This is a genomic window from Streptoalloteichus tenebrarius, from assembly GCF_024171885.1.
Classification (GTDB): domain Bacteria; phylum Actinomycetota; class Actinomycetes; order Mycobacteriales; family Pseudonocardiaceae; genus Streptoalloteichus; species Streptoalloteichus tenebrarius.
Map to the genome: position 1 here is coordinate 69,781 of NZ_JAMTCP010000014.1, position 26,857 is coordinate 96,637.

The following is a 26,857-nucleotide window of genomic DNA, read 5'->3' on the forward strand; positions in this document are numbered from 1 at the left end:
CCCGGTTCGGGTCGTCCACCCTACCGGTCGCGCCGACCGGGGCTGACACCTGATCGTCCCAACGCCGCCGCGCCGATGCGGCGGATGGACGCGGCGTGGACCCCGCGAATCACCCAGCGGGGTTGCTCCGGCCCGCCGGCGGTGGCCGGACGGCCGCCCGTTTCCCGCTTCTCCCCCAGCGAAGTCGCGCGGATCGGAGCAACGCCGCGGGCGCGCCGCCGTGCGATGCTGCCCCGCGTGACCCTGTCGTCGCTGGCCGGTTTCGTCGTCGCCGTCGCGCTCGCGGCGATGGCCCCGGGGCCGACCACGGCGCTGGTCGTGCGCCGGGGCGCGCTCGGTGGCGTGCGGGCGGCGGCGCCGGTGATCGCGGGGATGCAGGCCGGCCTCTCCGCGTGGGCGCTCGCCTCGGCGTTGGGCCTGGCCGCGCTGGTCGCCGCGAGCGAGGTCGCGTTCCTGGTCCTGCGGATCGTCGGCGCGGTCGTCCTGGTGTTCCTGGGAGTTCAGGCGTGGCGGGCGTCTCGGGAGGCGTCGGGGGGCCTCGCGACCGGCGAGGAGGGGGAGCGGCCCGGGTGGTGGCGGGCCGCCGGCAGCGGGCTGCTGACGAACCTGACGAACCCGAAGGTCGCCGTGTTCGCGTTCGCCTTCTACCCGCAGTTCATCGCGCCTGGCGCCGACGTGCTGGGGACCACGGCCGCGTTGGCCCTGCTGCACATCGTCGTGGACAGCACCTGGTTCCTGCTCGTGGCGGCCTTCGTCGGGCGAGCGCGCGCCTTCTTCGGCCGGGTCTCCGTCCGCCGCCACCTCGAACGGCTCACGGGCACGGTGCTCATCGCGCTGGGCCTGCGGCTGGCCGTCCTGCACCAGTGACGACGAGCCGGTGACGACGAGCCGGTGACGACGAACCGGTGACGACAGGACCGGTGACGACGAACCGCTGACAGAGAGTCCGAACTGGACAGTCGAGGATGACGTACTGTCCGCGCGGACCCGGTTCGCGGCGCGGCGCGCCGGGCGGGTCCACGCCAGCGAGGCGGAACGGCGGAACGGCGGGACGACGGGCGAGGCGGGAGGACGGGATGGGGCTCGACCGGCGGGACCACCAGGCGTTGGCGCGCTGGGCGGCCGACTGCGCCGAGCGGGTGCTGCCCCTGTTCGAGGAGCGGCGCCCCTCGGACGACCGGCCGCGGCGGGCGGTGGCGGCCGGCCGGGCGTGGGCGAGGGAGCAGATCACGACGAGCGAGGCGCGGGCCGCCGCGGTCGCCGCCCACACCGCCGCGCGCGAGGCCGACGACGACGTGGCCCGAGCCGCCGCCAGGGCCGCCGGGCACGCCGCCGCCACCGCGCACGTCCCCGCTCACGCGTCCCACGCCGCCAACTACGCCGTCACGGCGGTCGCCCGCGCCGCGATCAGCCACGACACCCCGGCCAGGGAACGCGACTGGCAACGTGGGCGCCTCCCCGCGCGCCTCAGGGCGCTGGCCTCCTCGGAGCCGCACCGGGAGGACAGTCCCTGGTGGACGGTGCGGGCGGCGGGGCTCAGAGGGTCATCTTGAACCCGACGTGACTGGCCTGGAATCCCAGTCGCTCGTAGAACCGGTGCGCGTCCACCCGTGTGCGGTCGGAGGTGAGCTGCACGATCGCGCACCCCGCGGCGCGCGCCTCCTCGACCGCCCACCGGACCAGTTCCCCGCCGAGGCCGCCGCCCCGCTCGGTTCCCCGTACGCGCACGCCCTCGATCTGCGCCCGCGTCGCGCCCCGATGGGACAGGCCGGCGATGAACGTGAGCTGGAGGGTGCCGACGACCCGACCTTCCCGCTCGGCGACCACCAGCACCTGGTGCGGGTCGGTCTCCAGCGCGGCGAACGCCGTGAGGTACGGGGCGAGGTCGTCGGGGCTTTCCCTGGTCGCGCCGAGCGGGTCGTCGGCGAGCAGGGCGACGATCTCCGGAACGTCCTCGACCGTCGCCGGCCGGATCGACACGGCCCCCGTCGCGTCCGTCATCCGCTCTCCCTCCTCGCCGCGTCGGCGCGGCACGCCTCACCTCGGCCCCGCCCGCGCCAGTCTGTGCCAGTCCCGGCCAGGCCCAGCCAGTCCCGGCCAGGCCCAGCCAGTCCCGGCCACGCCCAGCCAGTCCCGGCCAGTCCGGGCCGGACTGTGCCGGTCCGTGTCGGGCGCGGGCGCGTTCCGAAGGGCCGGCCGGACCGCGCCCCGAAGGGCCGGTCGGGCCCCGACCTGAGGGATCGGGATCCGACCGGCGGGTTCGACAGGATCAGCGGGACCCGTGGCCCCGGCCGCCGCCGGCGTACCCGGCGCGGCGGAGGGCGTCGGCGAGCGCGCCGCCGCCACCGCCCGAGCCGCCCCGGTCCGACCGCTGCTGGCGGTTCTGCCGGCGCTGCTGGTCGCGCTGGCCGTCACGACGACCGCCGCCACCGCCGTGCCGACCGGGCTCCGCGCCGCCGCCGCGCTGGCCGGACTCGACCTCGTCGTCGAGCCGCAGCGTCAGCGCGATCCGCTTGCGCGCCACGTCGACGTCGAGCACCTTCACCCGCACGATGTCGCCGGGCTTGACCACGTCCCTCGGGTCCTTGACGAAGGACCGCGACATCGCCGAGACGTGGACGAGCCCGTCCTGGTGCACGCCGACGTCGACGAACGCGCCGAAGGCCGCGACGTTGGTGACCACGCCCTCCAGCACCATGCCCGGCCGGAGGTCCTGGATCTTGTCGACGCCCTCGGCGAAGGTGGCCGTGCGGAAGGCCGGGCGCGGGTCCCGTCCCGGCTTCTCCAGCTCCCGGAGGATGTCGGTGACGGTCGGCAGGCCGAAGGTGTCGTCGACGAACCGCTGCGGCTCCAGCCGGCGCAGCCGGGCCGTGTCGCCGATCAGCTCCCTGATGTCACCGCCGGTGGCGGTGAGGATGCGCCGCACCACCGGGTACGCCTCGGGGTGCACGCTGGAGGCGTCCAGCGGGTCGTCGCCCCCAGGGATACGGAGGAAGCCCGCGCACTGCTCGAACGCCTTCGGGCCCAGCCGGGGCACGTCGCGCAGGGCGCGCCGCGACCGGAACGGGCCGTGGGAGTCGCGGTGCCGCACGATGTTCTCCGCCAGGCCCTCGCTGATGCCCGAGACCCGGGTCAGCAGCGGCACGGAGGCGGTGTTGACGTCGACGCCGACGGCGTTCACGCAGTCCTCGACCACGGCGTCCAGGGAGCGCGAGAGCTTCAGCTCGGAGATGTCGTGCTGGTACTGGCCGACGCCGATCGACTTGGGGTCGATCTTCACCAGCTCGGCGAGCGGGTCCTGCAACCGGCGCGCGATCGACACCGCGCCGCGCAGGGACACGTCGAGGTCGGGCAGTTCCCTGGCGGCGTAGGCCGAGGCGGAGTACACCGACGCGCCGGCCTCGGACACCACGACCTTGGTGAGGTTCAGCTCGGGGTGGAGCCTGACCAGCTCGCCGGCGAGCTTGTCGGTCTCCCGGGACGCGGTGCCGTTGCCGATCGCGACCAGCTCGACCCGGTGTTCCCTGGCCAGCCGGGCGAGCACGGCGATCGCCTCGTCCCAGCGCCGCTGCGGCTGGTGCGGGTAGATCGTGTCGGTCGCGACGACCTTGCCGGTGGCGTCGACCACCGCGACCTTCACGCCGGTGCGGTAGCCGGGATCGAGGCCCATGGTGGGCCGGGTGCCGGCGGGCGCGGCGAGCAGCAGGTCGCGCAGGTTGGCGGCGAACACCCTGGCCGCCTCGTCCTCGGCGGCCTGGCGCAGGCGCATCCGCAGGTCGATGGTGAGCCGGACGACGATCCTGGTCCGCCACGCCCAGCGCACGGTGTCGGCGAGCCAGCGGTCGGCGGGCCGGCCCAGGTCGGCGATGCCGAAGCGCCGCGCGATGTCCCGCTCGTAGTCGGTGGGGCCGGACGCCGCGGCGGTCGCCTCGCCCTCCGCCCCGGCGTCGCTCGGCTCCGGGTCGAGCGTGAGGTCGAGGACCTCCTCCTTCTCGCCCCGGAACAGCGCGAGGACGCGGTGCGAGGGCAGCTTGGTGAGCGGCTCGGAGAACGCGAAGTAGTCGGCGAACTTCGCGCCTTCCTCCTCCTTGCCCTCCCGCACCCGGGAGACGACGGCGCCCCGGGTCCACATCTTCTCCCGCAGCTCGCCGATGAGGTCGGCGTCCTCGGCGAAGCGCTCGACGAGGATGGCGCGGGCGCCCTCCAGCGCGGCGGCGGCGTCGGGCACGCCCCTGTCGGCGTCCACGAAGGACTCCGCCGCGGTCGCGGGGTCGTTGGTCGGGTCGCCGAGAAGCTGGTCGGCCAGCGGTTCGAGGCCGGCCTCCCTCGCGATCTGCGCCTTGGTGCGCCGCTTGGGCTTGTAGGGGAGGTAGATGTCCTCCAGGCGGGCCTTGGAGTCGGCGGCCCTGATCTGGGCCTCCAGCGCCGCGTCGAGCTTGCCCTGGGACCGGATCGAGTCGAGGACGGCCGTCCGGCGCTCCTCCAGCTCCCGCAGGTAGCGCAGCCGCTCCTCCAGCGCGCGGAGCTGCGTGTCGTCGAGCGCGCCGGTCGCCTCCTTGCGGTACCGGGCGACGAACGGCACGGTCGCGCCGCCGTCGAGCAGCTCGACCGCCGCCCGCACCTGCCGCTCCCGCACACCGAGCTCGTCGGCGATCCGCTGGTACAGGGCGGCCTCCTGGCCGGTCCCGGTGGCCGGGTTCGCCGGTGCCGCCGCCCCGTCGGGAGCGGCGCCGGGTGTCGAGGGTGTCGTCGTCACGATCCTGATCCGCCTTCTCGCTGAGCTTCGAGAGGCATTGTGCAGGGACCTGATCGTGACGCTCGCGCCGCCCCGCCGGCCACCCCGCCGGTTGTCGGGTCGGCCACCTCCTGCCCGGGCGGCTCGGCGCGCGAGGACGCCAGGCGCGGGCCAGGGGGGTGAACGGGATCGCTCCCTCATCCCGAACGGGCCGCGAGGGATCGCTCGGGGCGTCGCTGGCGACGGGCGCGAGTCAGGCGACGGCGACGTGCGCCGAGGAGCGCCCGACTCCTGGTCGGCGTCCCGGCCTGGTCCGTCCACCTAGGACACGCGACGCGTCGCGCCGGCGACCCGGAGGCGTCTTCTCCCCCATGACTCCTCCTTCGCCACGGCCCGGCGACACGTCCCCGGTCGTCACGCCCAGGCGCCGCGCACGGCGTCCGCTCGGCTCGGGGAGGCCACCTTCACCCACACGCACCGGGTTCCCCGATCAGCCGAGGGCTCTCTTCACCCGTTCGGTGCATATCCGGACATTTTGCCCACGATCTTCGTTGCCGGGGATGGCGCAGGTCATGGCCCCTACGGCCGGGGACGGGGTCGCCGGGCGGGCGTTCCTTGGTTGCCATCACCCTCCGTCCGACCTACCGTCGGAATCGACACGACCCGTGAAAGCGGGGGTGTGGTGCGGCAGACGGGTCCGCCCCGCACAGCGCGTCCGGTTCCCGGCCCGCGAGGGCCGAGGACACCTCTGGCATCCGGCGAGAACGATCTCGCGCTGAGCGTCCACCTGACGCGACCAGCTTCCCTGTCCCCTGTGGCGACGCTCGTCTCCTGACTTCCGGTGGCGCATGGGCCCACCGGAGGAACCAGTTCCCCGTGAGCCGGCAAGGAGGAGAACCATGTCCGCGCAGGATGTTCTCCACCCCGTCGACCCGTGAGGGACTGGAGGCGCCGCGCGGCGGCCGGGGCGCGCCCCGGCCGCCAGACGGCACCGGGCGCCGCCGGACGGCCTCCCGGCCGGACGTCGGCGACCCGCTATCGCACCGCCACACAAGGTCGTGCGGCGCGAGGCGAGAAACCTCGCGCCGCACGACCACGGGGCGCCGCCGGGGTCAACGGAAAACGTCCGCCCCTTCCGGAGGTCCTCGTGCGCTCGCGGTGGGCACGACCGCCACCAGGGCGCGTCACATGCCGTGGTGACGGCGACACGGCTTTCCCGTGTTCCACCCGTCAGGGTGGGTTTCTCCTTGTCCGCCAACGGGAAACGCGCGGACGGGTGGCGCCGTGAGCGCCCAGCCGCTCACCCCTGGTCCGGGCTGATCCCGGCGAACAGGTCGTCCTCGGGCAGAAACGGTCGGGACGTGGGACCGGGCGAGGTGGTAGTCCTCGGTCGGCCAGACCCGCCGCTCCAGCTCGACCGGGCAGGACAGCTCGGGGCCGTCCGGGTCCACCTGGGTCCGGTGGGCGAGGAGCGCGGCCCGCCGGGTCGGGAAGTGCTCGGCGCACTCGACGCGGGTGGCGACGTCCCAGACCGGCCACGAGTCGTCCCAGTCCATCAGGATCTCCCCCGCCGGCGAGTCCAGTCCCGCATTCCCGCATCGGTCATCGCGGCGTGGATGGCCGCGAAGTAGTCCTTGGTGAAGGCGCGGATGTAGTACAGCTTCAGGGGCTGCCACGGCTGGCCCGTGCCGGGATAACGCTCGGGGTCTCCGGCGGCGTCGAACGCCTCGACCGCCACCTGGTGCGTCCTGATGTGGTCCGGGTGCGGGTATCCGCCGTTCTCGTCGTAGGTGACCAGCACGTGCGGGCGGACCTCGCGCACCGCCCTGACGAGCGGGGCCGCGGCGGTGGTCAGCGGTTGGACCGCGAAACAGCCCTCCGGCAGCGCCTCGCCGTCCCAGACGCACCCGGAGTCGACGAAGCCCAGGAAACGCTGGTCGACGCCGAGGATCGCGCGGGCGCGCGCCATCTCCTCCCGGCGGAGTCGGGGAAGGTCCGCCCGGACCTCGGGGCGGTCCAGCGCCGGGTTGAGGACGTCGCCGCGTTCACCTCCGGTCATGGTGCGGACGAGGACCTGGGCGCCCTCGGCGGCGTAGCGGGCCATCGTGGCCGCGCCTTTGCTCGACTCGTCGTCGGGGTGGGCGTGGACGGCCATCAGGCGGAGGCCGGCGCGGGACGGAAGAACGGGAGTGGTCACGACGGGGTTCTCCTGTGAGCGGTGCTCGGTGGGGTGGTCGTCGGTGGCCGTGAGCGGACCGCCGGGAACGGCCGGCGCGGGACGACGCTGGATGACGCCGGACCGGGCACCCGGAATCACAGGTAGGTGTAACCCGTACGGGGGAAGGTAGATCGGGCGAACCCGGAAGACACGTGGCTTTCGCGGTGTTTCCTGGCGTGCCTGGCCGACCCCCGGGTCAGCGCCCGTTCACACTCGTCAGCGCTCGTCAGCGCTGGTCAGCGGACCCGTCAGCGACGGTCAGCGATTGGTAGGCGTCCGGTCAGCGCGGCCGACAAACCTCACGGTCATCGGTTCGAACGCCGCGAGGGAGACCACCGTGCACAACAAGACCATCCTCATCTCCGGCGCCGGTATCGCCGGCCCCGCCCTGGCCTACTGGCTCCACCGGCACGGCTTCGCCGTCACCGTCGTGGAACGGGCGCCCGCCCTGCGGGAGGGCGGCCAGGCCGTCGACTTCCGGGGCGAGGCGCACCTGACCGTCCTGCGCCGGATGGGAGTCCTGGAGGAGATCAGGGCGGCGGCCACCCACATGGGCGAGCAGACGGTCGTCGACGCGGCCGGCAGGAAGGTCGTGAGCCTGCCCGCCGCGTTCATGAGCGGCGACGTGGAGATCCGGCGCGGCGACCTCAGCCGCATCCTGTACGAGCGGACCAGGGACACCACCGAGTACGTCTTCGGCGACTGGATCACCTCGCTGACCGAGACGGCGTCCGGGGTCCACGCCACCTTCGCCCACGGGGAGGCCCGCGAGTTCGACCTGGTCGTGGGGGCCGACGGCCTGCACTCGGGCGTCCGAGCCCTGGTCTTCGGCGAGGAGTCGCGGTTCGTCCGCCCGCTCGGCTACCACGTGGGCGCGTTCTCCGTGCCCAACCACCTGAACCTCGACCGCACCGGGCTGATCTACAACGAGCCGGGGAGGGGCGTCATCCTGGCCAACTACGGGGAGCCCGGCACGGCCACCGCCGCGTTCTTCTTCGAGACGCCGCCGCTGTCCTACGACCGCCACGACGTCGACCAGCAGAAGAAGCTGCTCATGGACGCCTTCGTCGGCGTGGGCTGGGAGACGTCCCGGCTGCTGTCGCACCTGCCGGACGCGACCGACCTCTACTTCGACGCGATCAGCCAGGTCCACATGGACCGGTTCACCAGGGGCCGGGTGGCGCTGGTCGGGGACGCCGGCTACGGCGCCACCCTCGGCGGGCTCGGCACCGGCCTGGCGGTCGTGTCCGCGTACGTCCTCGCCGGTGAGCTGGCGGTCGCCGCCGGTGACCACCGGGTGGCGTTCCCCTGCTACGAGGAGGCGATCAGGGGTTACGCCGAGGAGTGCCGGAAGGTCTCGAACAGCGCCGGGCCGTTCCTCGCGCCGCCGTCCCGGTCCCGGCTCTGGTTCCGCAACGCGATGTACCGGGTGTTGTCCGCCCCCGCGATGTCCGGTGTCTTCACCAAGCTGTCCACGAAGTCGGCCAACGCGATCACGTTCCGGAACTACCCGCTCTGAGCGCGCGGTGGGGTCACTCGCGCTCGACCATCTCCCTGAGCAGCGCCAACGCTTCGTCTCGTGGCATGAGGGAGCCCTCGGCGAAGGCCGAGGCGAAGCCGTCGGCGCCGACCAGCTCCCTGGCGCGCTCGGCGGTCCTGGCGACCTCGGGGTCGGCGTCGGCCGCGCCCCGCAGGGTGACGGCGACGCCGAGCAGCAGGGCGGCCCGCTCGCCGTCGCCGGCCGACGCGACCGCGCCCGCCATGCCCTCGGTCACGCTGGCCAGGTCGGGGAGGAACCGTTGCCCCAGGGCGATCTCCACGGCCGCGCGGTGCCGGGCGCGCGCCGCGGCGAGGTCCCCGGTGTCCTCGGCGAGCCGGCCGAGGGAGGTGAGCACGTGGGAGCGGGCCCCGGCGCTGGCCCAGTCCGTGGACGGCACGGCCAGCGCGCGGTCGTACCAGCTCCTGGCCGTGGCGAGGTCGCCCCGTCGACGCGCGACCTCGCCGCGGCCCCGGTGGGCGTAGGCCAGGGTCGCCGGGACGCCGACGCGCCGGGCCAGCTCGGCGGAGCGGTCGTACTCGGCCAGGGCGCCGGTCAGGTCGCCGGCTCCCAGGAGCCGGTCCCCCCTGCGGCACCGCAGCTCGGCCAGTTCCTCGAACGCGCCCAGCTCGGTGACCCGGGTGATCGCCTCGTCGGTGAGGGCGAGCGCCCGCGCCCACTCGCCGCGCAGCGCCGCGAGCGTGGCCAGCCCGTCGAGCACCTGGGCCACGCCCCACCGGTCCCCGACCTCGCGGAAGGCGGCGAGGGCCTCGCCGAACTCCCGCTCGGCCGCGTCGAGGTCGCTGCCGAACAGGCGGAGGTAGCTGAGGGAGAAGTGGGAGAGCGCCCGGAACCACGGGTCCGGGTTGGCGAGGAACCACGCGCCCAGCGGCGAGTCGGTCACCCGCTCCTCCGGCGGCCCGACGAACAGCGCCCAGTTCACCATGAGGTAGGGCTGCCGCACGGGCCAGCTCGTGGTCTCCATGAGCGTGATGACCCTGGCCAGGTGGGGTTCGAGCTTCTGGTTCGGGTCGTCGCCCGCGGCGGCGGCGAGCACGCACAGGACGTACTCCTCCACCATCCCGTCCTGGGGTCTCTCGCCGATCCGGTCGAGCAGGGCGGTGGCCAGCGGGGCGACCTCGCTGCGGACGCCTCGCAGCCGCCAGTAGGCGGTCAGCGCGCTGATCAGGTGGAGCGCGGTCGTCGGGTCCTCGCGCACGGCCCACCGCAGCGCGCCCTTGAGGTTGCCGTGCTCGGCGGACAACCGCTCCATCCAGACGAGCTGCTCGGCGCGCCGCAGGTGCGGGTCGGCCGTCCTCGCCAGGTCGAGGAAGTGCTCCGCGTGCCGGGCGCGCAGTCGCCGTCGCTCACCGGCCGCCTCCAGGTGGGCCGCGCAGAACGCGCGGATGGTGTCGAGCATGCGGTAACGCCCGTCGACGACCTCGACCAGCGACTTGTCCACCAGCCCCGCGAGCAGGTCCTCAGCGTCCTCAATGGACAGATCACAGACCGAGGCCGCGGAGTCGAGGGTGGCCCCGCCGTCGAACACGGTCAGCCGCCGGGCCAGCGCCCGCTCCTCGAGGGCGAGCAGGTTCCAGCTCCACTCGACGACCGCGCGCAGCGTCCGGTGGCGGGGCGAGGCGGTGCGGCTGCCCCGCGACAGCAGCCGGAACCGGTCCGGCGGCGGCGCGTCGCCGGCCGCCTCCTGGTGATCGTCCCGTCCGCCGACGTCGGCGAGGCGGTCGGCGATCTCGTCGACGGACAGGGTGCGCAGTCGCGCGGCGGCCAGCTCGATGGCCAGGGGGAGGCCGTCGAGCGCCGAGCAGATCCGCAGGACACCGCGGACGTTCTCGTCGTCCACAGTGAACAGAGGAGAGACACCGGCGGCGCGGTCGGCGAACAGTCGCACCGAGGGATAGGTCAGCGCCTCGTCCGGCGAGACCCCCGACGGCGGCACGGCCAACGGCGGCAGGGGGCACAGGGCCTCGCCGGTGATGCCCAACGCCTCCCGGCTGGTGGCCAGGACGCGCAGGTCGGGGCACGCGCCGAGCAGCCGGTGGACGAGCTGGGCGACGTCGGCGACCACGTGCTCGCAGTTGTCCAGCACCATCAGCAGGGGGCGGCTGGCCAGGGCGGAGACGAGCCGGGCGACGGGGTCGGACGGGCCGCCGGGCGCGGGCATCAGGCCCACCTCGCGGAGGCCGAGCGCGTCGAGGACCGCCTGCGGCAGCTCGGCCCCGCCCGCGACGGGCGCGAGGTCGACGAAACACACCTCGTCACGGACGCGTCCGGCGACCTCCACGGCCAGCCTGGTCTTGCCCGCTCCCCCTGGGCCGAGGAGCGTGACCAGGCGGGCGCGCCGCAGCAGCGCGCCGATCCGGTCCAGTTCGGCCGTCCGGCCGACGAAGCTGGTGAGCTGGGCGGGAACGCCCCGAGGGCGGGTCGGCTCGCCGGCCGGAGCCGGCGGCTGGAGCCGGGAGGTCGGCCGCTCGGCGGACTGTTCGGTCGGCCGTTCTGCCGGCCGTCCTGCCGTCCGTCCTGCTGGCGGCCCTGTTGAGGGCTCGGCCCTGAGCACGGCGAGGTGCGCGGCGGCCAGCTCAGGGGATGGATCGGCGCCGAGCGCGTCGGCGAGCGTGCGCCGGGCGTCCTCGAAGACCGCGAGCGCGTCGGCGGTCCTGCCGGCGGCGTGCAGGGCGCGCATGAGCAGCACCCGCAGCCGCTCGCGCAGCGGGTGCTCGGCCACGGCCGCCTGGAGGTCGGGCACGAGCGCGCGGTGCTCCCCCGAGGCCAGCGCGGCCTCGGCGTGGTCCTCGACGGCGGACAGCCGCAGTTCGGCCAGCCGCACCGCCTCGACCTCGGCGAACGGGGCGTCCCGCACGTCGGCCAGCGCCGGCCCCCGCCACAGGTCGAGCGCGCGCCGCAGCAGGGAGGCGGACCTCGCGTGCTCCCCCGAGGCTGACGCCGCCCTGCCGTCCTCGGTCAGGCGGGTGAACCGGTGGAGGTCGACGTCCTCGGGGTCGACCGCCAGCCGGTAGCCGGCGGGGTGGAACTCGACCAGCTCTCCGGGGTAGCCGCCGTCCCGCAGCCGGCGGCGGAGCCGGGACACCTGGGCCTGGAGCGCGTTGGCGGCGTCGGCCGGCGGTCGCTCGCCGTAGAGGCCGTCGACCAGCCGCTCGACCGCGACCACCCGGCCGGCGTCCAGCGCCAACAGGGCGAGCAGCGACCGCGCTCTCGGTCCGCCGACCGGGAGCGCGACTCCTTCGGAGGAGTGGACCTCCACCGGCCCCAGGACGCCGAACCACACACCGGTGATTGTCACTCACCCGGGCGCGGGGAGAGACGGCCCCTCCGAGGTCCGAGGTCAGAGGTCCGAGGTCAGAGGTCCGAGGTCAGAGCGGGGCGTAGGGGTGGCGCTCGGCGAACTCGTCGGCGGTGATCCCCAACAGGACCACGTCGTGGTGCCGCCCCGCGCAGTACTCGTGGTCCCGCAGCCGGCCCTCGACCCGGAACCCGATCTTGCGGTGCGGCGCGATCGACGCCTCGTTGAAGGCGAGGGCCGAGACCTCGCACCTGTGGTACCGCAGCTCGCCGAACATGGAGGTCAGGAGGACGACGACCGCGTCGGTGGCGTAGCCCCGGCGCTGGTGCTCACGGCCGATCCCGATGCCGTGGCCGAAGCGGCCCGCCCTGCGGTCGGCGCCCGTCGTGGACAGCGCGCCGACCACGACCCGCTCGGACAACGACTCGACGGCCAGGCGGAACTCGTCGCCGTCGGGCGCCCTGGTCGCCTCCTCGGCGGCCCACTGGCGGTATCCGGCGGCGGAGCGGGGCGGGTACACGCGGTCCACCGTCCGCATGTCGGCGGTGTGGTCGTCGAAACGTTGGAAGGCGGGCCAGTCCTCCGGCTCGATCCCGCGCAGGCGGACCTTGGACCCGGTCCAGATCGAGGTCATGGGGAGATCGAAGCAGCCGTGTCGACCCGGTTTCCCGCGCCCTCCCCTCAGCAGGCCACCCGCGCGGCCGCGGGCCAAGTCTGTCCATAGTGGACACTGCCGGGTCGGTCCTACGGTCGGATGGCACCGGTCCACCCGGCGGGTGCGGACAGGCGGGTGACCGGGGTGCCCCGGGGTGCCCCCCGGGGTGAACCTTCCGCGTGAGGGAACGCGGGCGCGACCGCCGGTGGAGGCGGCCCGATCCCTCCCACATCGCGACGGACCGGGCGGAGCAGGCCGCCGGGCTCCTGGAAGCCTCGGAAGGAGCGGACCAGCATGACAACCGCCGACGCCACAGCCAGGAAGATGATCCTCTACTACCAGACCCAGTTCGTGGAGAAGGACGGCAAGCGGACCCTGGTCTCCCCCATGGACCTGGTCACCCACGACGCCGGGGTCACGGACATCAACGTCGGCGCGATCCACCTCAACCGCCCGAAGAAGAAGGAAGACCCTGTCTTCGTCACGGTCAACGACACGGTCCCCGCCGACGCCAAGCTCAAACCCCTGTGGGACGAGCTGAAGAAGCTCAGGGAGAAGAAGGACAAGCGGATCGCGGTCCACGCGTTCATCGGGGGAGACGCCAAGGGGACCTTCACCCTCCTGGAAGAGGACTTCGAGAAGGCCTACGCGCCGCTGAGGAAGTTCCTCCAGGACTACAAGATGGACGGCGCCGACCTGGACATCGAGAAGGAGGGCGTCGAGGACATGAAGAACCCCACCGCCACGGTCACCAAGGTCATCGACGCCCTGCGCAAGGACTTCGGCGAGAAGTTCGTGATCTCAATGGCCCCCGGGGCGTCGGAGCTGACGCAGGACGTCGGGGCCATGTCCGGCGTGAAGTACAAGGAGCTGTACCGGACCCGCGGCTCGAAGATCAACCGGTTCCACGCGCAGTTCTACTGCACGTGGGGGGACATGTCCACGAAGAAGGGCTACCTCGACGTGGTCAAGGGCAGCGGGATTCCGGCGGAGAAGATCGTCGCCGGCGTCGTCACGAACAACAAGCACTGCGGCGACTACATCAAGCTGGCGACGTTGAAAAGCGTGCTCCAGGACCTGAAGAAGGACTGTCCCGGCTTCGGGGGTGTCTTCGGCTGGGAGTACCACCTCTCCGGCGAAGACGAACAGGGCGCCGGGTACAAGGGCAACCCGTGGAAGTGGGCGAAGGAGGTCTCCTCCGTCGTCAGGAGCTGAGCGCCTCCCGCGCCCACCGCGCCCCGCGTCCGCCACACCTGGCCGACTGAACCGCTCATCGAGTCGACGCCGTTGTCCGGCGGGTGATCCGGAGTGGCGTTCGGATCATCCCGCCGGCGACGACGCCGGGATCTTCGCGGAGAACGCGACAGGGACGCGTGGTCCGGGACGGGCGATGCTTCGGCGCGCCGCTGCGCCCTCTGGGGCCAAGAGGGGAAGGAGCGTCCCGGCGAGAAGGCGACGAGGGGGCTTCGCGGGAAGCCCCACCCATCCGCACAACATCATCTAGCGCGGTGGAGGCGATGTCGTATCGGGGGCACGCGTAGGTGACGTTCCGGAGGTCGTGAGGGGCCGGGTCGAGCTGGCGGCCGGTTCGGACGATGCGGCAGTGGGCGGAGGCCGCGCGGCGGATCGACCGCCACGTCGGCTCGCTCCAGGTCCTGGCGCGGATCGACCGCCGCCCCGACTTCCTGCCCCTGTCCCCGGTCACCACGCCCCACGACGGCGCTCGGCTCCGCCGTCGGCCGACGCGGCTCCGCCGTGGCGCTTCGGGATCGACCGCGACGGAGGGAGGTGAAGACGCATGACCTTCTGGCCGCCGACGACCGACCGGACCTGGCCGCCGACGTGTCCGTCGCCGGCCATCCGGAACGGCACCGGGACGACACCCGGATGACCCCGGACCGACAGGAGGCGCGGTGCTCCCCTTCTGGCACGAGGAGCACCGCCCCGCACCGGCGCTCGACGCCCACCGCCGGGGTTCGGCACGATGGTGATCAAGGGCGAGCCGAGGAGTGGGATGCGGGCGTATCGGAGCCTGGTCGGGCAGCGGGGCGTTCCCCGCCTCGTGGTGGCCGCGACCGTGACCCGGCTCGCCACCCCCGTCCTCAACCTGAGCCTGCTGTTGGCCGTGGTGGCCGCGACCGGCTCCTACGCCACGGCGGGCCTGGTGCTGACCGGGTTCTCCGTCGCGCTCGCGGTGTGCACGCCGGTGATCGGGCGGCTGCTGGACCGGCTCCACCCCCGCCCGGTCCTCCTGGCCCTCCTCGCGGTGCACCTGCCGGCGTACGCCCTGATCGTCGGCGCGATGCTGCGGCACGCTCCCCCCGCCGTCCTCGTCGGCGGCGCGGTCGTGTTGGGCGCGAGCGCGCCGCCGGCCGCGCCCCTGGTCCGGTCGACGTGGTCGGCGATCGTGCCCGGCGAGCACCTCGGGACGGCGTTCGCCCTCGACGCCGTGCTCACCGAGGTCACGGTGGTGGCGGCGATGCCGGTGGTGGCCGGGTTGGTGGCGCTGGCCTCGCCCCTGTCCGCCGTCCTCGCGGCCGGGGCCTGCACCCTGGTCGGGGCGCTGATGCTCCTGACCATCCCGGACCTCGGGTCGCACGGCCGCGACGGGGACCAGCGCCACGACGGGGGTGGCCGGGGCGGCGGCGGTGTGCTCGGGCCGCTGGCCCATGGCCAGGTCCGGGTCCTGCTCGGCATCGCCGCCTGCGACATGACCGCCTTCGGCTGCATGTTCGTGGGCATCTCGGCCGTGGCCGCGCACGCCGGGGAGTCCGGCATGTCCGGTGTGCTGCTCGGGGTCTACTCGCTCGGCGCGCTGGTCAGCGCCCTGGCCTACGGCTCGCGGCGCCGGGACGCGCGGCCCCGCCGGCAGCTCGCCGTCCTGCACGCCGTGTCCGTGGCCTTCCTGCTGACCACGAGCCTGACGTCCGCGCTGCTCGTGGCGGGCGCGCTGCTGCTCGCCGTCGGGCTGGTGAGCGGGCCTCGGGACACGCTGCACCAGCTCGTGCTCGGCGACGCGGCCCCGATCCGGCAGCGCACCGAGGCCTTCGCGTGGATGAGCACGTTCATGTGGATCGGCAACGGCGCGGGCACCGCGCTGGCCGGCCACCTCGTGACCTGGGCTGACGGCCGGCACCACACCTCCTTCCTGGCCGCCGCCGTCGCCAGCGGCCTGGCGACGCTGCTCTCACTGCTCCTGCGGCGCGCCACGGAACGCGGGGAGCCGGCCCAGGACGCACCGCCCCGGGAGGACCCGGTCGCGCCGGGCGCGAGACCCGGTCAACGCTCCACAGTGGACGGTTAGTCGGCGGAGACCGCGCGACCGCTCCCGTCGGCGGAGACCGCAAGGCCTGCCTGACGGATGACGAAGCCAGGCGAGCTGGCCAACAAGCTCCGCCCACCCAGGTAGTCGCGGACCAGCGGTCGTAGCGGGTGGCGATGCCCCGACAACCCTTGAACCGGTTGAAACAGCGCCCGACCACGGTGCGTTGCTGGTAGATCCGCTTGCCCGAATGCGGCAGCGACCGCGAGTGCGGGTGGCACGGTTGGAAACGCCGGCGGTGAGCACGATCGACAGCAGACTGCCCGTGCCGTCGACAGCGGAGGTGGATCGTGGTGGTCAGGCCGCCACGGGAACCTCCGATGGCGTGATCAGCGGGCTCCGCAGGTCGGAGTCCTGTGATGCGACCACGTCCCCCGTGTCACGGGGGAGGCCGGCGTCGTGCTGGGGAAACCGGAGACAGGCTGGAGTCCACCGACTCGACCCAGTCCCGCTCCCTGGCCGGGTCCGCCCTCACAGGACCTGATGGACCAGGGGACTCCACGTGCTGTCCGCGCTCCGGCGTGACCGCCGCTCACCCAGCGTCTACTACAGCCCGAACCGTTCCGGCGCCTCCCCGCCACGGCACAACCCGTGTGGTCCTTGGAGGCGATGCCCTGGATCACATGAGGCCTGATCACGCCACCTGCCGCCCCGACGCGGGGACCGGTCCGGCGACAACGGCTCCCACACCGCCCCGCGCCGCATCCCACCTCCAACTCCCTGCCCATGAACCAGGACCCCGCCACGCCCCAACAACAAGATCCACCAGACACGGCCCAGGGCCTGTCGTCCACGGGAGAACACGGTTTCCACGACCAGGTCGTCCTCGGCGATCGACATCGGACCGTGGTCGAGGTTGGCCGGCCTCAGGCCAGCCTCCGACGGGCCGCGCGAGGTGGCCCGAGGTGGCCGAGGCACGCACTCGGCGAGAACCGGCGACTCCCGCGTCGGGATTGAGCCCTCGATCGAGCCGCGAAAGCGGGCCTGGTCGGAACCTCGTCCTCGACGGGCGTCCGTCGTGTTCCTCCTTCGGAGGCCTGGACGCCACCGTGCCCGAGTGATTGGCGGGCACCACCTGCGTCGATCATCGAAGATCTTGACCACGGCCTGGGTGTAACAGCTACGGCTACATCCGTGGGGTGCCGATGAGCGCGAACAGCCGGATGACGATCGCCGTGCACGTGTTGACCTGGATGGCCCTGGTGCGCGGCAGGGGCCGCGAGGTGGTCACCTCGGACCAGATCGCGGCGAGCGTGAACACCAACCCCGTCGTCATCCGCCGCAGCCTCGCCGACCTGCGTGACGCGGGCGTGGTGGTGGTCCGGCACGGCGCGGGGGCCGGGTGGAGCCTCGCCCGCGAGGCGGAGGCGATCTCCCTGCTCGACGTGTACGAGGCGGTGCGGGACGGCGGGCCGTTCGCGCTGCACCGCAACGAGCCGAACCAGGCGTGCCCGGTCGGCCGCGGCATCCGACCCGCGCTGAGTCGCGTCTACGACCACGCGGAGGAGGCGGTGCGCCGGGAACTGGCCCGCGTCTCGGTCGCCGACGTCCTGCGGGACACCCTGGCCGCCTGACCCCCTGATCCCTGTCCCCCGCCCGTCGTGCGGCTCCGCCCGCACGACGACGACCGCGCACGACCTCAGTCGTAACCATTTCTGTTTCAACAAGGAGAGCCCCGACGATGCGAGCCATCGCCTTCTCCCGCCACGGCGGGTACGACGAGCTGCGGCTGGTCGAGCGGCCCACGCCCCGGATCCGCGACGGCCAGGCGCTGGTCAGGGTGGCCTACGCCGAGGTGAGCCCGGCCGACGACACGATCAGGGCCGGCCGGATGTCCCCCTCCCTGCACCAGGCGCCGCCGCTGGTCCCCGGCGGGGGCGGGGTCGGCGTCGTCGTCGACCCCGGCACGACCGGCCTGGCGGAGGGCGGCAGGGTCGTGGTCGGCGGAGGGGGCCTGGGCTGGACGACGGACGGGACCTGGCGCGAACACCTCGCCGCCGACGCCGCCCAGCTCCTGCCGGTCCCGGACGGCGTGAGCGACGAGGCGGCCTGCGCGCTGTTCGCCGGGGCGGGGTTCAGCACCGCCTACCTCGTGCTCACCCATCTGCTCGACTTCCGGCCGGGCCTCAGCGTGCTCGCGCCCGGTGTCGGCGGGGCCGTCGGAATGGGCACGACGCAGGTGGCCCGCGAGCTGGGCGCCTCGATGGCGATCTCCACCGCCAGCGGGACCGACAAGGCGGAGCGGGCGCGCGCCGCCGGGTACGAGCACGTCATCGACCTGTCTCGCGAGTCGGTCGAGGACGGGGTCGCGCGCCTCACCGACGGCAGGGGCGTGGACGTCGTGATCGACGGCGTGGCCGGTCCCCTGTTGGGACCGGCGATCGCCTCCCTCGCCCATGGCGGCTCCTACGTCAGCGTCGGCTACTCGGGCGGGCGCGAGGGCTCCGTCAACGTCACCGACCTGATCTGGAAGAACGCCAAGGTGTACGGCTACACCTTCACGATGATCCCGCCGCGGGTGACGCGCGCCGCGCGGGTGACGCTGCTGGAGTGGCTGAGTCAGGGGCGGATCGACCCCGTCATCGCTCGGATCTTCCCCCTCGACCAGGCCGCACGCGCGCAGCGACACCTGGTCGAGGACCGACCGTTCGGCCGGGTCCTCCTCGCCATCGCCCCCTGAGACCCACCGCACGGCCCGCCGTGGCGTCGGAGACAGGTCGTCCGAACGACGTCACGGCGGGCCGGGCAGCACACCTAGCCGCGGCGGCGCTGGGCGAGGCCGTCGACGAGGGCCTGGAGGCCGAACTCGAACTCCCGGTCCGGCCCCTCCTCCGCCACGCGCGCCATCAGGCCGACGAGGAACGCGCTCCCCGGCGAGGACTCCGGCATGCCGTCGGTACCGTCGCTATCTCCGGCGTCGCCGTCGGCCGGGGCGGCGGAGGCCGCCTGCTCCTCCAGCACCACGCCGACCACGTACCGGCTGATCGCGATGAGCGCGCGGACGGCATCGACCTCGTCGAAACCCTGGTCGCACAGGAACCTGATCTGCTTCTCCGCGGTCTCGTGACTGTCGGGCCGGGGGCGCGTGCCGGCGTGGATGCGCGCGCCGTCCCGCACGGACAGCAGGGCGTTGCGGAAGCTCCGCGCGTTCTCCAGCAGGAAGGACCGCCAGTCGTCTCCGGGGCGCGGCAGGGGGTAGGTGTGCCCCCTGTCCATGATGGCCTCGGCGAGCGCGTCGAGCAGGGCCGTCTTGCCCCGGAAGTGCCAGTACAGCGCCGGCTGCTTGACGTGGAGCCGGTCGGCGAGCCGCCGGGTCGTGAACTCGTCGAGCCCGGACTCGTCGATCAGCGCCAACGCCGCGCTGATGATCGTTTCCCGGTCCAGTGCCATCCCGGCTCCTCCCTCGCGCCCATCGCCGGTTGACAGCTTATCACCGATAAATTTATCGTTGATAAGTGCCTCTTCGGACCCCCTCGGCCGCGCCCACCCTCGCGGTGGTGCTGACGACCGCCACCCTCGACGCGGTCGGACTCGGGATCGTCATGCCCGTGCTCCCCGCGCTGCTCGGCACGCTGGTCGACCCCGGCCGCGTGCCGCTCCACGTCGGGCTCCTGACCGCCCTCTACGCGGTCGCGCAGTTCGCCCTCGCGCCCGTGCTCGGCGCGTTGTCCGACCGGTTCGGCCGACGCCCGGTGCTGCTGGCCTCCCTGACCGGCGCCACGGTCGACTACCTGGTCATGGCGCTGAGCCCCGCGCTGTGGGTGCTCTACGTCGGTCGGGCGGTCGCCGGGATCACCGGGGCCACCACCGCCGTGGTCGGCTCGTGCGTCGCCGACATCTCCTCGGAGCGGGAGCGGGCGCGCCGTTTCGGCGTGATGGGCGCCTGCTACGGCGGAGGGATGATCGCCGGGCCGGTGATCGGCGGCCTGCTCGGCGGGCTCTCACCGCACGCGCCGTTCGCCGCCGCGGCCGTCCTCAACGGCCTCAACCTGCTCGTGGGCCTCGTGTTGCTGCGCGAGACCCACACCGGGGACCGCGAACCGCTCACCGCGCGTCAGCTCAGCCCGTTCACCTCCTTCCGCTGGGTCGGGGCCGTGCCGACGGTGGGCGCGTTGCTGTTCGTCTTCTTCGTCATGCAGCTCGTCGGGCAGGTCCCCGGCACGATGTGGGTGCTCTTCACCGAGCACCGCTTCGCGTGGGACCCGCTGACGGTCGGGCTCTCCCTCGCCGCGTTCGGGGCCCTCCACTCCCTCACCCAGGCGGTGCTCACCGGACCGGTCGCGCGACGGCTGGGCGAGCGACGGGCCGCCGTGCTGGGGATGTGCGCGGACGGGCTGGGCTTCGTGGCCCTCGCGTGCGCGGGGCAGGGCTGGCTCGTGCTCCCGATCATGCTCCTCCTGGCGCTGGGCGGCGTCGGGCTCCCCTCGCTCCAGGGCCTGCTCACGAACGCGGTCGACGACCGGGGCCAGGGCCGGCTCCAGGGCGTGATGGCCAGCCTCAACAGCCTGACCGGGATCATCGGCCCGCTGCTGTTCACCGGCCTGTACGCGGCGACCGTCGACCAGTGGGACGGTTGGATCTGGGTCTGCGGCGCGGCGCTCTACCTGCTCTGCGTTCCGGCGATGCGCAGGGCCCGACGGTCGGGGACGGGAGCGCCGGGCGGTGCTGACGCGACCCCGGCTCGGACCGCTGAGGTGGCCACGGAGGTGGCGGGGAACCGCGCGGAGTCCTGATCCGGTCGGGAGATCGGGGGTCTCGACCGGTCGGGGAGCGTCAGTACGAAGCCCGCGACGACGGATCGCGAGGACGCCGAAACCAAGGAGGCCGGTCGGCAGGCGGAGCACGCCCGTGGCCGAGCACAGGCCGAAGCCCATGCCCCCCCGGCCGCGACGACCGGGGTGGCCAGCGTCGCCAGGTGGGCCGTGCGCCCGGCCCGCCACGGCGCGGACGACGCATCGGACGGTCCGATCGTTGCCGCACGAGGGTCGATGCGGTCCCGCCATCACAAGGTCATCACAAGGTCGCCCGAACGGCGAGCGCGCTCCGTCGACCGGCCGAGGAGCGTGGCCGGTGTCCTGGCCACGTTCCTCGTCGGACCCGACTCCCCCTCCGCACCGGAGACGAGAAGTCCACAGTGGAGGGTTCTGTTTCCCCCGGTTACCGTCTTCGCGTCTCTGATCATGGATCTCTGGTCACCAGGCCCGGCATGACTGTCTCCCCCCGGTCACCCGCGATCCGGGAGATGTCACCGGACCCTGGCGGCATCCAGGGACCGCTGACAGAGGCAGGACCGCCCCTGGCGGGGCAGGCCTGGCCGTAACGTGGCTGCCGGCCGTCGATGCCCGACCGTGACCAGCACCCACGCTCCTTGTGGAAGGCATCTGGATGACCGGCACGTTCGGGGTGTTCCTCGGCCTGGACGTAGGCCAGGGCGAGCACCACGCCGTCGGGGTGGACACCGACGGCAGGCGGCCGCACGACGGGCCATTGCCCAACAGCGAACCCACGCTGCGCGAGCTGTTCGCCAAGCTCGCCGCCTGGAGACCGCTACTCGTGGTGGTCGACCAACCGGCCACGATCGGCGCCCTGCCGGCCGCCGTCGCCCGCACGGCCGGCCACCAGGTCGCCTACCTGCCCGGCCTGGCCATGCGCCGCATCGCCGATCCGTATTCCGGCAACGCCAAGACCGACGCCCGCGTCATCGCCGACGCCACCCGCACCCTGCCCACGCACGCTGCGGCGGGTCGACACCGGCGACGACACCCTGGCCGAACTGGATGTCCTAGCCGGCTTCGACGTCAGCCAACCACGCCGAGGACATCCAGGACGCCCTGGTCGCCCTGCCCGGTGTCCGGGTGCGCGAGGTCTGGCGACCGCACCTTCCTGATGCACCTCGGCGGCAAGATCGAGGTCAACTCCAGGGTCGCGCTCCGGAACCGGGACGACCTGTCCCGCGCCTACACACCCGGCGTGGCGCGCGTCTGCCAGGCCATCGCGGCCAACCCCGAGGACGCCCGCCGCCTCACCATCAAGCGCGACACCGTGGCCGTGGTCACCGACGGCTCCGCCGTCCTCGGCCTGGGCAACATCGGCCCGGCCGCCGCCCTGCCCGTGATGGAGGGCAAGGCCGCGCTGTTCAAGAAGTTCGCCGGCGTCGACGCGTGGCCGGTGGTCCTGGACACCCAGGACACCCAGGACACCGAGGCCACCGAGGACATCCCGGTCTTCCACGACGACCAGCACGGTGCCGCCGGGTGGTCCGATCGTTGCCGCGCGAGGGTCGATGCGGTTCCGCCATCACCACAAGATCGCCCGAGAGGCGGCGCGCCTCCCCTCCACACCAGGACAGGCGTCCACAGTGGAGGGTTCTGTTTCTCGCCGGAGCGACCGTCCCACCGCGACAACGGCGGAGTGCGCGGCCGAGATCCGTCCCGCCTAGCTGGCGAACACCCGGCCAAGCCACGCCCTCCAGCTCTCGCTCTCCGACTTCGCGTCGACGCCCTCGCCGAAGAGGTGGTGCCCCACCGCGACGTGGCCGGCGCCGCCGAAGAACCGGTACATGCCCTCGCTCCCCCGGACGCCGAGGAACGCCTGCTGGTCCGGCCTCGCGTAGTCCACGACGCCCTCGATGGGCGCGAGCCCCTCCGGGGTGAGCCGCACCCGGTCGCCCACCGCGGCCGGGCCCGACAGCCCGAGCGCGCCGGTGAGCAGCGCCCACGCGTCGCGCCCCTCGGGCACGTCGAACCAGTGGGCGTACACGTAGGTGCCCGGCCGGCCCCGGAAGTGGCGCAGGTACTCCCCGAGGGTGTGCAGGTACATGTCCCAGCCGTGGCTGGTCTGGTCCTCGTACTCCTCGCCCCAGTCGTCGCCGAGGACGCCGCTGTGCACGAACCGGAGCACGGTGCTGCCGCCGTCCCGCCCCTCGACCAGGTACTCCATGGCGTGGAAGGTCCCGTCCGGCGCCGGGTCGCCGCGGTAGGCCAGCCGGTGCGGCGGGTCCCACGCCGTGATCGTCGACGCCTCGGAGAAGTCGCCGATGTCGAGCGTGATCCGGCCGCCGACGCCGGGCTCGACCTGGTGCGGCCCCATGAACCATGAGGAGATGCCGGGGCCGGTGGCGATCGCGTCCCACACCTCGTCGGGGCTGGCGTCGAGGCTGGTCTCCTTGCGCAGCTCGAACTCTCGGGGCATGTCAGGTCTCCTTCGACTGTGTCCGATCGGGCTGTGTCCGATCGGGCTGTGTCTGACCGGGCTGGGGCCGGACGGCGGGGTGGACGGCGACGACGACCCGGTGCGCGCGTCCGCCCTCCGCGTGCTCGTCGTGGTACTTCGCGACCAGGGCGGTGACCGCTCCGGCCAGTTCCTCGGCGAAGGCGGCGCGGTCGGCCGCCGAGGCGAACCGCACCTCGCCGTCGACCGCGAACGTGGCCACCCGCTTCCCGGCCCTGGCCGCGCCGGAGAGCAGCGCGCCGACGTCCCGCACCAGGCGGGCGGCCAGCGCCACCAGCCAGTGTGCCGACAGCCGGTCCGGCGCGCGTTCCGGATCAGGCTCCACCGGGGCCAGCGCGGACGGTGAGATCACGTAGGAGGCGGCGCTCGCGCGCACCACCCGTTCGGTGACGTTGCCCTTGCGCCGTTCCTCCACCAGCTCGACCAGCCCGTGCCGTTCGAGCGCCCGCAGGTGGTAGTTCACCTTCTGCCGGGGCAGGCCCACCCTGGCGGCGAGCACCGTGGCCGAGGCCGGCTCGGCCAGCTCGGCCAACAACCTGGCCCGCACCGGGTCCAGGGAGACCCCGGCCGCGGCGGGGTCCTCGATCACCGCGACGTCCTTCACGTCCTCCACGGTGCCTGCCGACAACAAAATTTGTCAAGACGAGTGGAGTTGTCGGTGGGCGGGCCGCGGTGGCCGGAGCGGGGCCGGCGGGGGGCAGGGCCTACCAGCTCGTGCCGATGAAGAAGGCCGCGTCGGTCGGGCTGTGCGCCGAGGCGGAGAAGCAGCGGACGTCGGAGACGAGGTCCGCGCCGTCCGGAACCCAGTTCTCGACGTGGCAGTACGCGTCGGACTCGCCGAGCGCGGACGCGGTGGCGTGACCGCTCGGGCTGCCCATCTCCCGTGAGCGGACGCGGTAATAGCCCGTCTCGACGCGCATGACGTCCGCGTCCACCGCGCTGGAGGCGTTGCCGAAGTGGCGGTCGGTGCGGCCGATGACGCTGGACCCGGCGGAGAAGCTGAGCAGGAACGCGTGGTCGACCGGTTCTCCCCGCACGTCCCGACAGGTCACCTGCTGCACCCCTGACGGCGCGGGCGGGGCGGCGAGCTTGCAGTGCGCCGGCCCGTCGCCCCGCGCCGTGACCTGGTAGAACTGCTTCGCCGTCGGGACGCCCGCCGAGGCGGGGACGTGGACGAGGTACTGCCCGGCCGACCGTCGCTCCACCCAGGCGACGCCGCCCGTGGAGTCGTACCGCGTCGCGGGGTCCCCCGGCCGGTACCGCTCGTTCCTCGGCTCGGCCCACAGGTAGGAGAACCGGCCGTCCCCCACGGACCGGTGGGCGAAGCTGGCCACGAAGCGGACGTCGACGGGCGCGCCCCCGGTGTCGAAGCACCGGACCCGGACCACCTCGGTCATGCCCTCCTCGGCCAACCCCGCGACCACGCAGAAGTCGCTCGTCGGCCCGTAGGCCGAGGCGTGTGCCACGCCGCCGGCCACGCCCAACCCGCCGAAGCGCACGGCGTACTCGCCAACGCCCTCCCGCACGATCTCCACGTCGGCCGCGTCGGCGGAGTTGTAGACGTACATGCTCTTCTGGGCGACCGGGCGGTAACGCGACGCCGTGGGGTCGTGCGCCCAGACGAAACCCCCACGGCCGTCGACGACCATCGGCCCCCGGCCCGGGTCCTCCCCCCGCCGGAGCTGGGAGGCCGCGATGAGGCCGGCCGCCAGGGCCAGGCCGACGGCCAGGGCCAGCCACCTCCTCGGCAGCCGCCGGGAGCGACGCCGCCTCGGCCGTCCACTCTCGACGTGGATGTGGATTCCACCGTGGACGTCCCGCGTCTGGACCGACGACACCGCCTCGCCGGCCATCGTGTTGCTGGTCCCGCCCGCCACGGCGTCCGGTGCGGCTGTCCGGTCGCCGGCGGGCGGGAGGCGCGGGTCATCGTCCACAGGCGCCCATCACCGGGGACGGGCTCATGACCACCCCGCCGTCCATGCAGGGGCGGGCGGACGAGGACGACGAGGAACCGCTGGAACCGCCGGAGCTGCTGGAGGGCCGGCTGGAAATGGACGGTCGTCCGGAACTGGATGGCCGGGCGGAGTGGGAGGACCGCGCCGTGGTGGAGGACCGCCGCGCGGCGGAGCCCTCGGACGAGGTCCGTTGTCCGGTGGACCCGCCGGAGGTCGTGGCGTCGCCCTCCTGGCCCTCCTGTCGCGCGGAGTCGGTGACCCCCTCGTCGGGGACTTCCTGGCCACCGGCCGACTCCTGCCTCACGGACCCCTCGGACTGACCGGCCACCGCGGCGCCGGGAGAACGGGGCCGGGCGCCCGGCACGGCCGTGGAGGTGCGACCGCCAGAACCAGGGACGATGACCTGCCGCGTGCCCGAGGAGCCGTTGCCGGGCGGCTCCGGCGACGTCCCGTCGCCTGCGGTGACGGCGTGGACGAGGGTGAGCGCGGAGGCCGAGAGCACCAGCGTCAGCACGGGCAGGGCCCAGCGCCGGCCGGTGGGCGGACGGGGACGCGGGGAGGGACGGGACGTCACGGCGGCACCTCACTCACCAGGCGGAGAGGGACGGGGAGCGCTGGGAGCCGGCTGTGCGGACGGAGTACGACGCCAGTCGATCACGGCGCTCGGTGTGATCCGACGCACACGTTGAGTGAGGTGTTCCCGTTCTGTGGACTGCGCGATGTTTCGTCCCTGTCCCGCAACCCGACCGTAATTCATTGCGCCGAACGAGTGGCCTCTCCCGGGTGAGGACAGGCGTGGGTCCCGGGACTCAGCCCCGCCAGTTCGGGGTGGCGGACCACCACGGCGCGGTGTCGATCGGCCCGCGCGTCAGCGCGGTCAGGACCTCGCCGAGCCTGACCCACCACGGGCTCATCAGCCGGGGACGGCGCACGATCGCCCGGCACACCGCGTCGGCGGCCTCGGCCGGCGCCAGGGCGGGCAGCCGACCGAGCACCAGGGCCGGCACGCCCCTCGACACGCGAGGCCTCGGGAACCGGATCGTCGTGGTGACCACGCCGGCGGCCGAGGCCGCGTCGGCCGCCGCGCCGAGCCAGACCTCGAAGGCGGCCCTGGCGGCGTGGTGGGCGGACCAGCGCGGCGGGGAGACGGCCGCGCCGACCGCGCCGAGGTGGACGACCTGTCCCCGTCCGCGCCTCACCATCGACGGCAACAGGCCGAGGAGCAGGCGGGCGGGGCCGCGGTAGTGGGCGTTCATCGTGCGGGCCAGCTCGCGGGCGCGGTCGGCGGTGTGGTCGGCGGTGTGGTCGGCGGTGTGGTCGGCGACGCGGTCCGACGAGCCGGCGGAGCCGCCCGGGTTGCTCACCACGACGTCCACGTGGCCGTGTTCGGCGAGCACGCGCCGGACGAGCGGTTCCACGGCCGCGACGTCGGCGAGGTCCACCTGGTACGCGTGCGCCGCGCCGCCGGCGCGGACGATCTCGGCGCGGACCGCGTCGAGCCGGTCCCGCCGGCGGGCCACCAGCAGCACCGTGGCCCCCGCGGCCGCCAGCCGGCAGGCGGTCGCCCTGCCGATCCCCGAGGACGCGCCGGTCACCAGCACGGTCCTGCCCGCGACGGCCGCGCGGAGCCGGCGCTCGTCCGGCGGCGGCCAGACCACGCCGAGCGCGCGCCGCAGGGCCGCGAGCACCTCGTCCCGCCGGCGGAGGGCCTCGTCTGTCCACTGTGGACTCCGTTCCGGCAGGGCCGGGCAGCCCGTCGCGACCGCGAGCCGGAGGCGGCGGCACAGGGCCAGGACCGACCACGCCCTCGGCGGCGACATCACCCCTCCCCCACCGGCGCGGACGCCGCGCACCGCGTCACCGGAGGTTCGGCAGGTTCGGCGCAC

Annotated in this window: 18 protein-coding genes and 3 pseudogenes; 11 read left to right on the forward strand and 10 right to left on the reverse strand. The window is 73.7% G+C overall.

The genetic code is table 11. From position 1 onward, the window contains the following. Positions 1-237 precede the first annotated feature (237 nt). Both LX15_RS14425 and LX15_RS14430 read left to right on the forward strand, forming a co-directional pair. The gene (locus tag LX15_RS14425; protein ID WP_253670086.1) at positions 238-867 is read left to right on the forward strand and encodes a LysE family translocator; all 630 of its coding nucleotides are present in this window, start codon (positions 238-240) and stop codon (positions 865-867) included. A 209-nt stretch (positions 868-1,076) separates the two neighbouring features. After that, positions 1,077-1,553, forward strand: a complete 477-nt coding sequence (locus LX15_RS14430; protein ID WP_253670087.1) for a putative immunity protein — start codon at positions 1,077-1,079, stop codon at positions 1,551-1,553. On the opposite strand, the gene LX15_RS14435 is transcribed toward LX15_RS14430, so the two are convergent. From LX15_RS14435 to mca, 3 genes and pseudogenes are all read right to left on the reverse strand, one after another. Further along, on the reverse strand, positions 1,537-2,001 hold the full coding sequence (locus tag LX15_RS14435; protein WP_253670088.1) for a GNAT family N-acetyltransferase: 465 nt from the start codon (positions 1,999-2,001) through the stop codon (positions 1,537-1,539). The genes LX15_RS14430 and LX15_RS14435 overlap by 17 nt on opposite strands. A gap of 268 nt (positions 2,002-2,269) precedes the next feature. After that, entirely contained in the window at positions 2,270-4,666 is a 2,397-nt protein-coding gene (locus LX15_RS14440) for a Tex family protein (RefSeq protein ID WP_253670124.1), read from the reverse strand. A 1,369-nt stretch (positions 4,667-6,035) separates the two neighbouring features. Beyond that, positions 6,036-6,890 (reverse strand): annotated as a pseudogene (gene mca / locus LX15_RS14445) (mycothiol conjugate amidase Mca). Positions 6,891-7,290: 400 nt separating this feature from the next. Here mca and LX15_RS14450 point away from each other — a divergent pair. Continuing rightward, positions 7,291-8,472, forward strand: coding sequence for an FAD-dependent monooxygenase (locus tag LX15_RS14450; RefSeq protein ID WP_253670089.1), 1,182 nt, complete (start codon positions 7,291-7,293; stop codon positions 8,470-8,472). A gap of 13 nt (positions 8,473-8,485) precedes the next feature. On the opposite strand, the gene LX15_RS14455 is transcribed toward LX15_RS14450, so the two are convergent. Beyond that, a complete protein-coding gene (locus tag LX15_RS14455) occupies positions 8,486-11,794 on the reverse strand; it encodes an AfsR/SARP family transcriptional regulator (protein ID WP_253670090.1) in 3,309 nt (1,102 codons plus the stop codon). Between the two features lie 85 nt (positions 11,795-11,879). After that, positions 11,880-12,443, reverse strand: a complete 564-nt coding sequence (locus tag LX15_RS14460) for a GNAT family N-acetyltransferase (protein ID WP_253670091.1) — start codon at positions 12,441-12,443, stop codon at positions 11,880-11,882. Between the two features lie 315 nt (positions 12,444-12,758). On the opposite strand from LX15_RS14460, the gene LX15_RS14465 reads away from it, so the two are divergent. From LX15_RS14465 to LX15_RS14480, 4 genes are all read left to right on the forward strand, one after another. After that, positions 12,759-13,679 carry a glycosyl hydrolase family 18 protein gene (locus LX15_RS14465; protein WP_253670092.1) on the forward strand — a complete coding sequence of 307 codons (921 nt, stop codon included), beginning with the start codon at positions 12,759-12,761 and terminating at the stop codon, positions 13,677-13,679. Positions 13,680-14,478: 799 nt separating this feature from the next. Continuing rightward, on the forward strand, positions 14,479-15,768 hold the full coding sequence (locus LX15_RS14470) for an MFS transporter (RefSeq protein ID WP_253670093.1): 1,290 nt from the start codon (positions 14,479-14,481) through the stop codon (positions 15,766-15,768). A 1,163-nt stretch (positions 15,769-16,931) separates the two neighbouring features. After that, complete coding sequence (locus LX15_RS14475; RefSeq protein ID WP_253670094.1) at positions 16,932-17,360, forward strand: Rrf2 family transcriptional regulator; 429 nt, start codon at positions 16,932-16,934, stop codon at positions 17,358-17,360. A gap of 107 nt (positions 17,361-17,467) precedes the next feature. Then, entirely contained in the window at positions 17,468-18,466 is a 999-nt protein-coding gene (locus LX15_RS14480) for a quinone oxidoreductase family protein (RefSeq protein WP_253670095.1), read from the forward strand. 74 nt (positions 18,467-18,540) lie between these two features. Here the strand turns inward: LX15_RS14480 and LX15_RS14485 are convergent, their stop codons facing one another. Next, entirely contained in the window at positions 18,541-19,176 is a 636-nt protein-coding gene (locus LX15_RS14485; RefSeq protein WP_253670096.1) for a TetR/AcrR family transcriptional regulator C-terminal domain-containing protein, read from the reverse strand. Between the two features lie 107 nt (positions 19,177-19,283). Between LX15_RS14485 and tet the strand changes: the two genes are divergently transcribed. From tet to LX15_RS14500, 3 genes and pseudogenes are all read left to right on the forward strand, one after another. Further along, positions 19,284-20,519: a Tet(A)/Tet(B)/Tet(C) family tetracycline efflux MFS transporter gene (gene tet, locus LX15_RS14490; RefSeq protein ID WP_372502720.1), complete on the forward strand. Its 1,236-nt coding sequence runs from the start codon at positions 19,284-19,286 to the stop codon at positions 20,517-20,519. 652 nt (positions 20,520-21,171) lie between these two features. Then, positions 21,172-21,583 (forward strand): annotated as a pseudogene (locus LX15_RS14495) (IS110 family transposase); the annotation flags it as partial. Position 21,584: 1 nt separating this feature from the next. Continuing rightward, positions 21,585-21,978, forward strand: a pseudogene (locus LX15_RS14500) (NAD-dependent malic enzyme); the annotation flags it as partial. 243 nt (positions 21,979-22,221) lie between these two features. Here the strand turns inward: LX15_RS14500 and LX15_RS14505 are convergent. The 3 genes from LX15_RS14505 to LX15_RS14515 form a co-directional block, all read right to left on the reverse strand. After that, the gene (locus LX15_RS14505) at positions 22,222-22,977 is read right to left on the reverse strand and encodes an SRPBCC family protein (RefSeq protein WP_253670097.1); all 756 of its coding nucleotides are present in this window, start codon (positions 22,975-22,977) and stop codon (positions 22,222-22,224) included. A 1-nt stretch (position 22,978) separates the two neighbouring features. Further along, entirely contained in the window at positions 22,979-23,620 is a 642-nt protein-coding gene (locus tag LX15_RS14510) for an ArsR/SmtB family transcription factor (protein ID WP_253670098.1), read from the reverse strand. A gap of 100 nt (positions 23,621-23,720) precedes the next feature. Continuing rightward, entirely contained in the window at positions 23,721-24,950 is a 1,230-nt protein-coding gene (locus LX15_RS14515) for a hypothetical protein (protein ID WP_253670099.1), read from the reverse strand. Positions 24,951-24,976: 26 nt separating this feature from the next. Between LX15_RS14515 and LX15_RS14520 the strand changes: the two genes are divergently transcribed. Continuing rightward, positions 24,977-25,291: a hypothetical protein gene (locus LX15_RS14520; RefSeq protein ID WP_253670100.1), complete on the forward strand. Its 315-nt coding sequence runs from the start codon at positions 24,977-24,979 to the stop codon at positions 25,289-25,291. A gap of 489 nt (positions 25,292-25,780) precedes the next feature. Here LX15_RS14520 and LX15_RS14525 read toward each other — a convergent pair whose 3' ends face one another. Continuing rightward, positions 25,781-26,791, reverse strand: coding sequence for an SDR family NAD(P)-dependent oxidoreductase (locus LX15_RS14525; protein WP_253670101.1), 1,011 nt, complete (start codon positions 26,789-26,791; stop codon positions 25,781-25,783). Positions 26,792-26,857 lie beyond the last annotated feature (66 nt).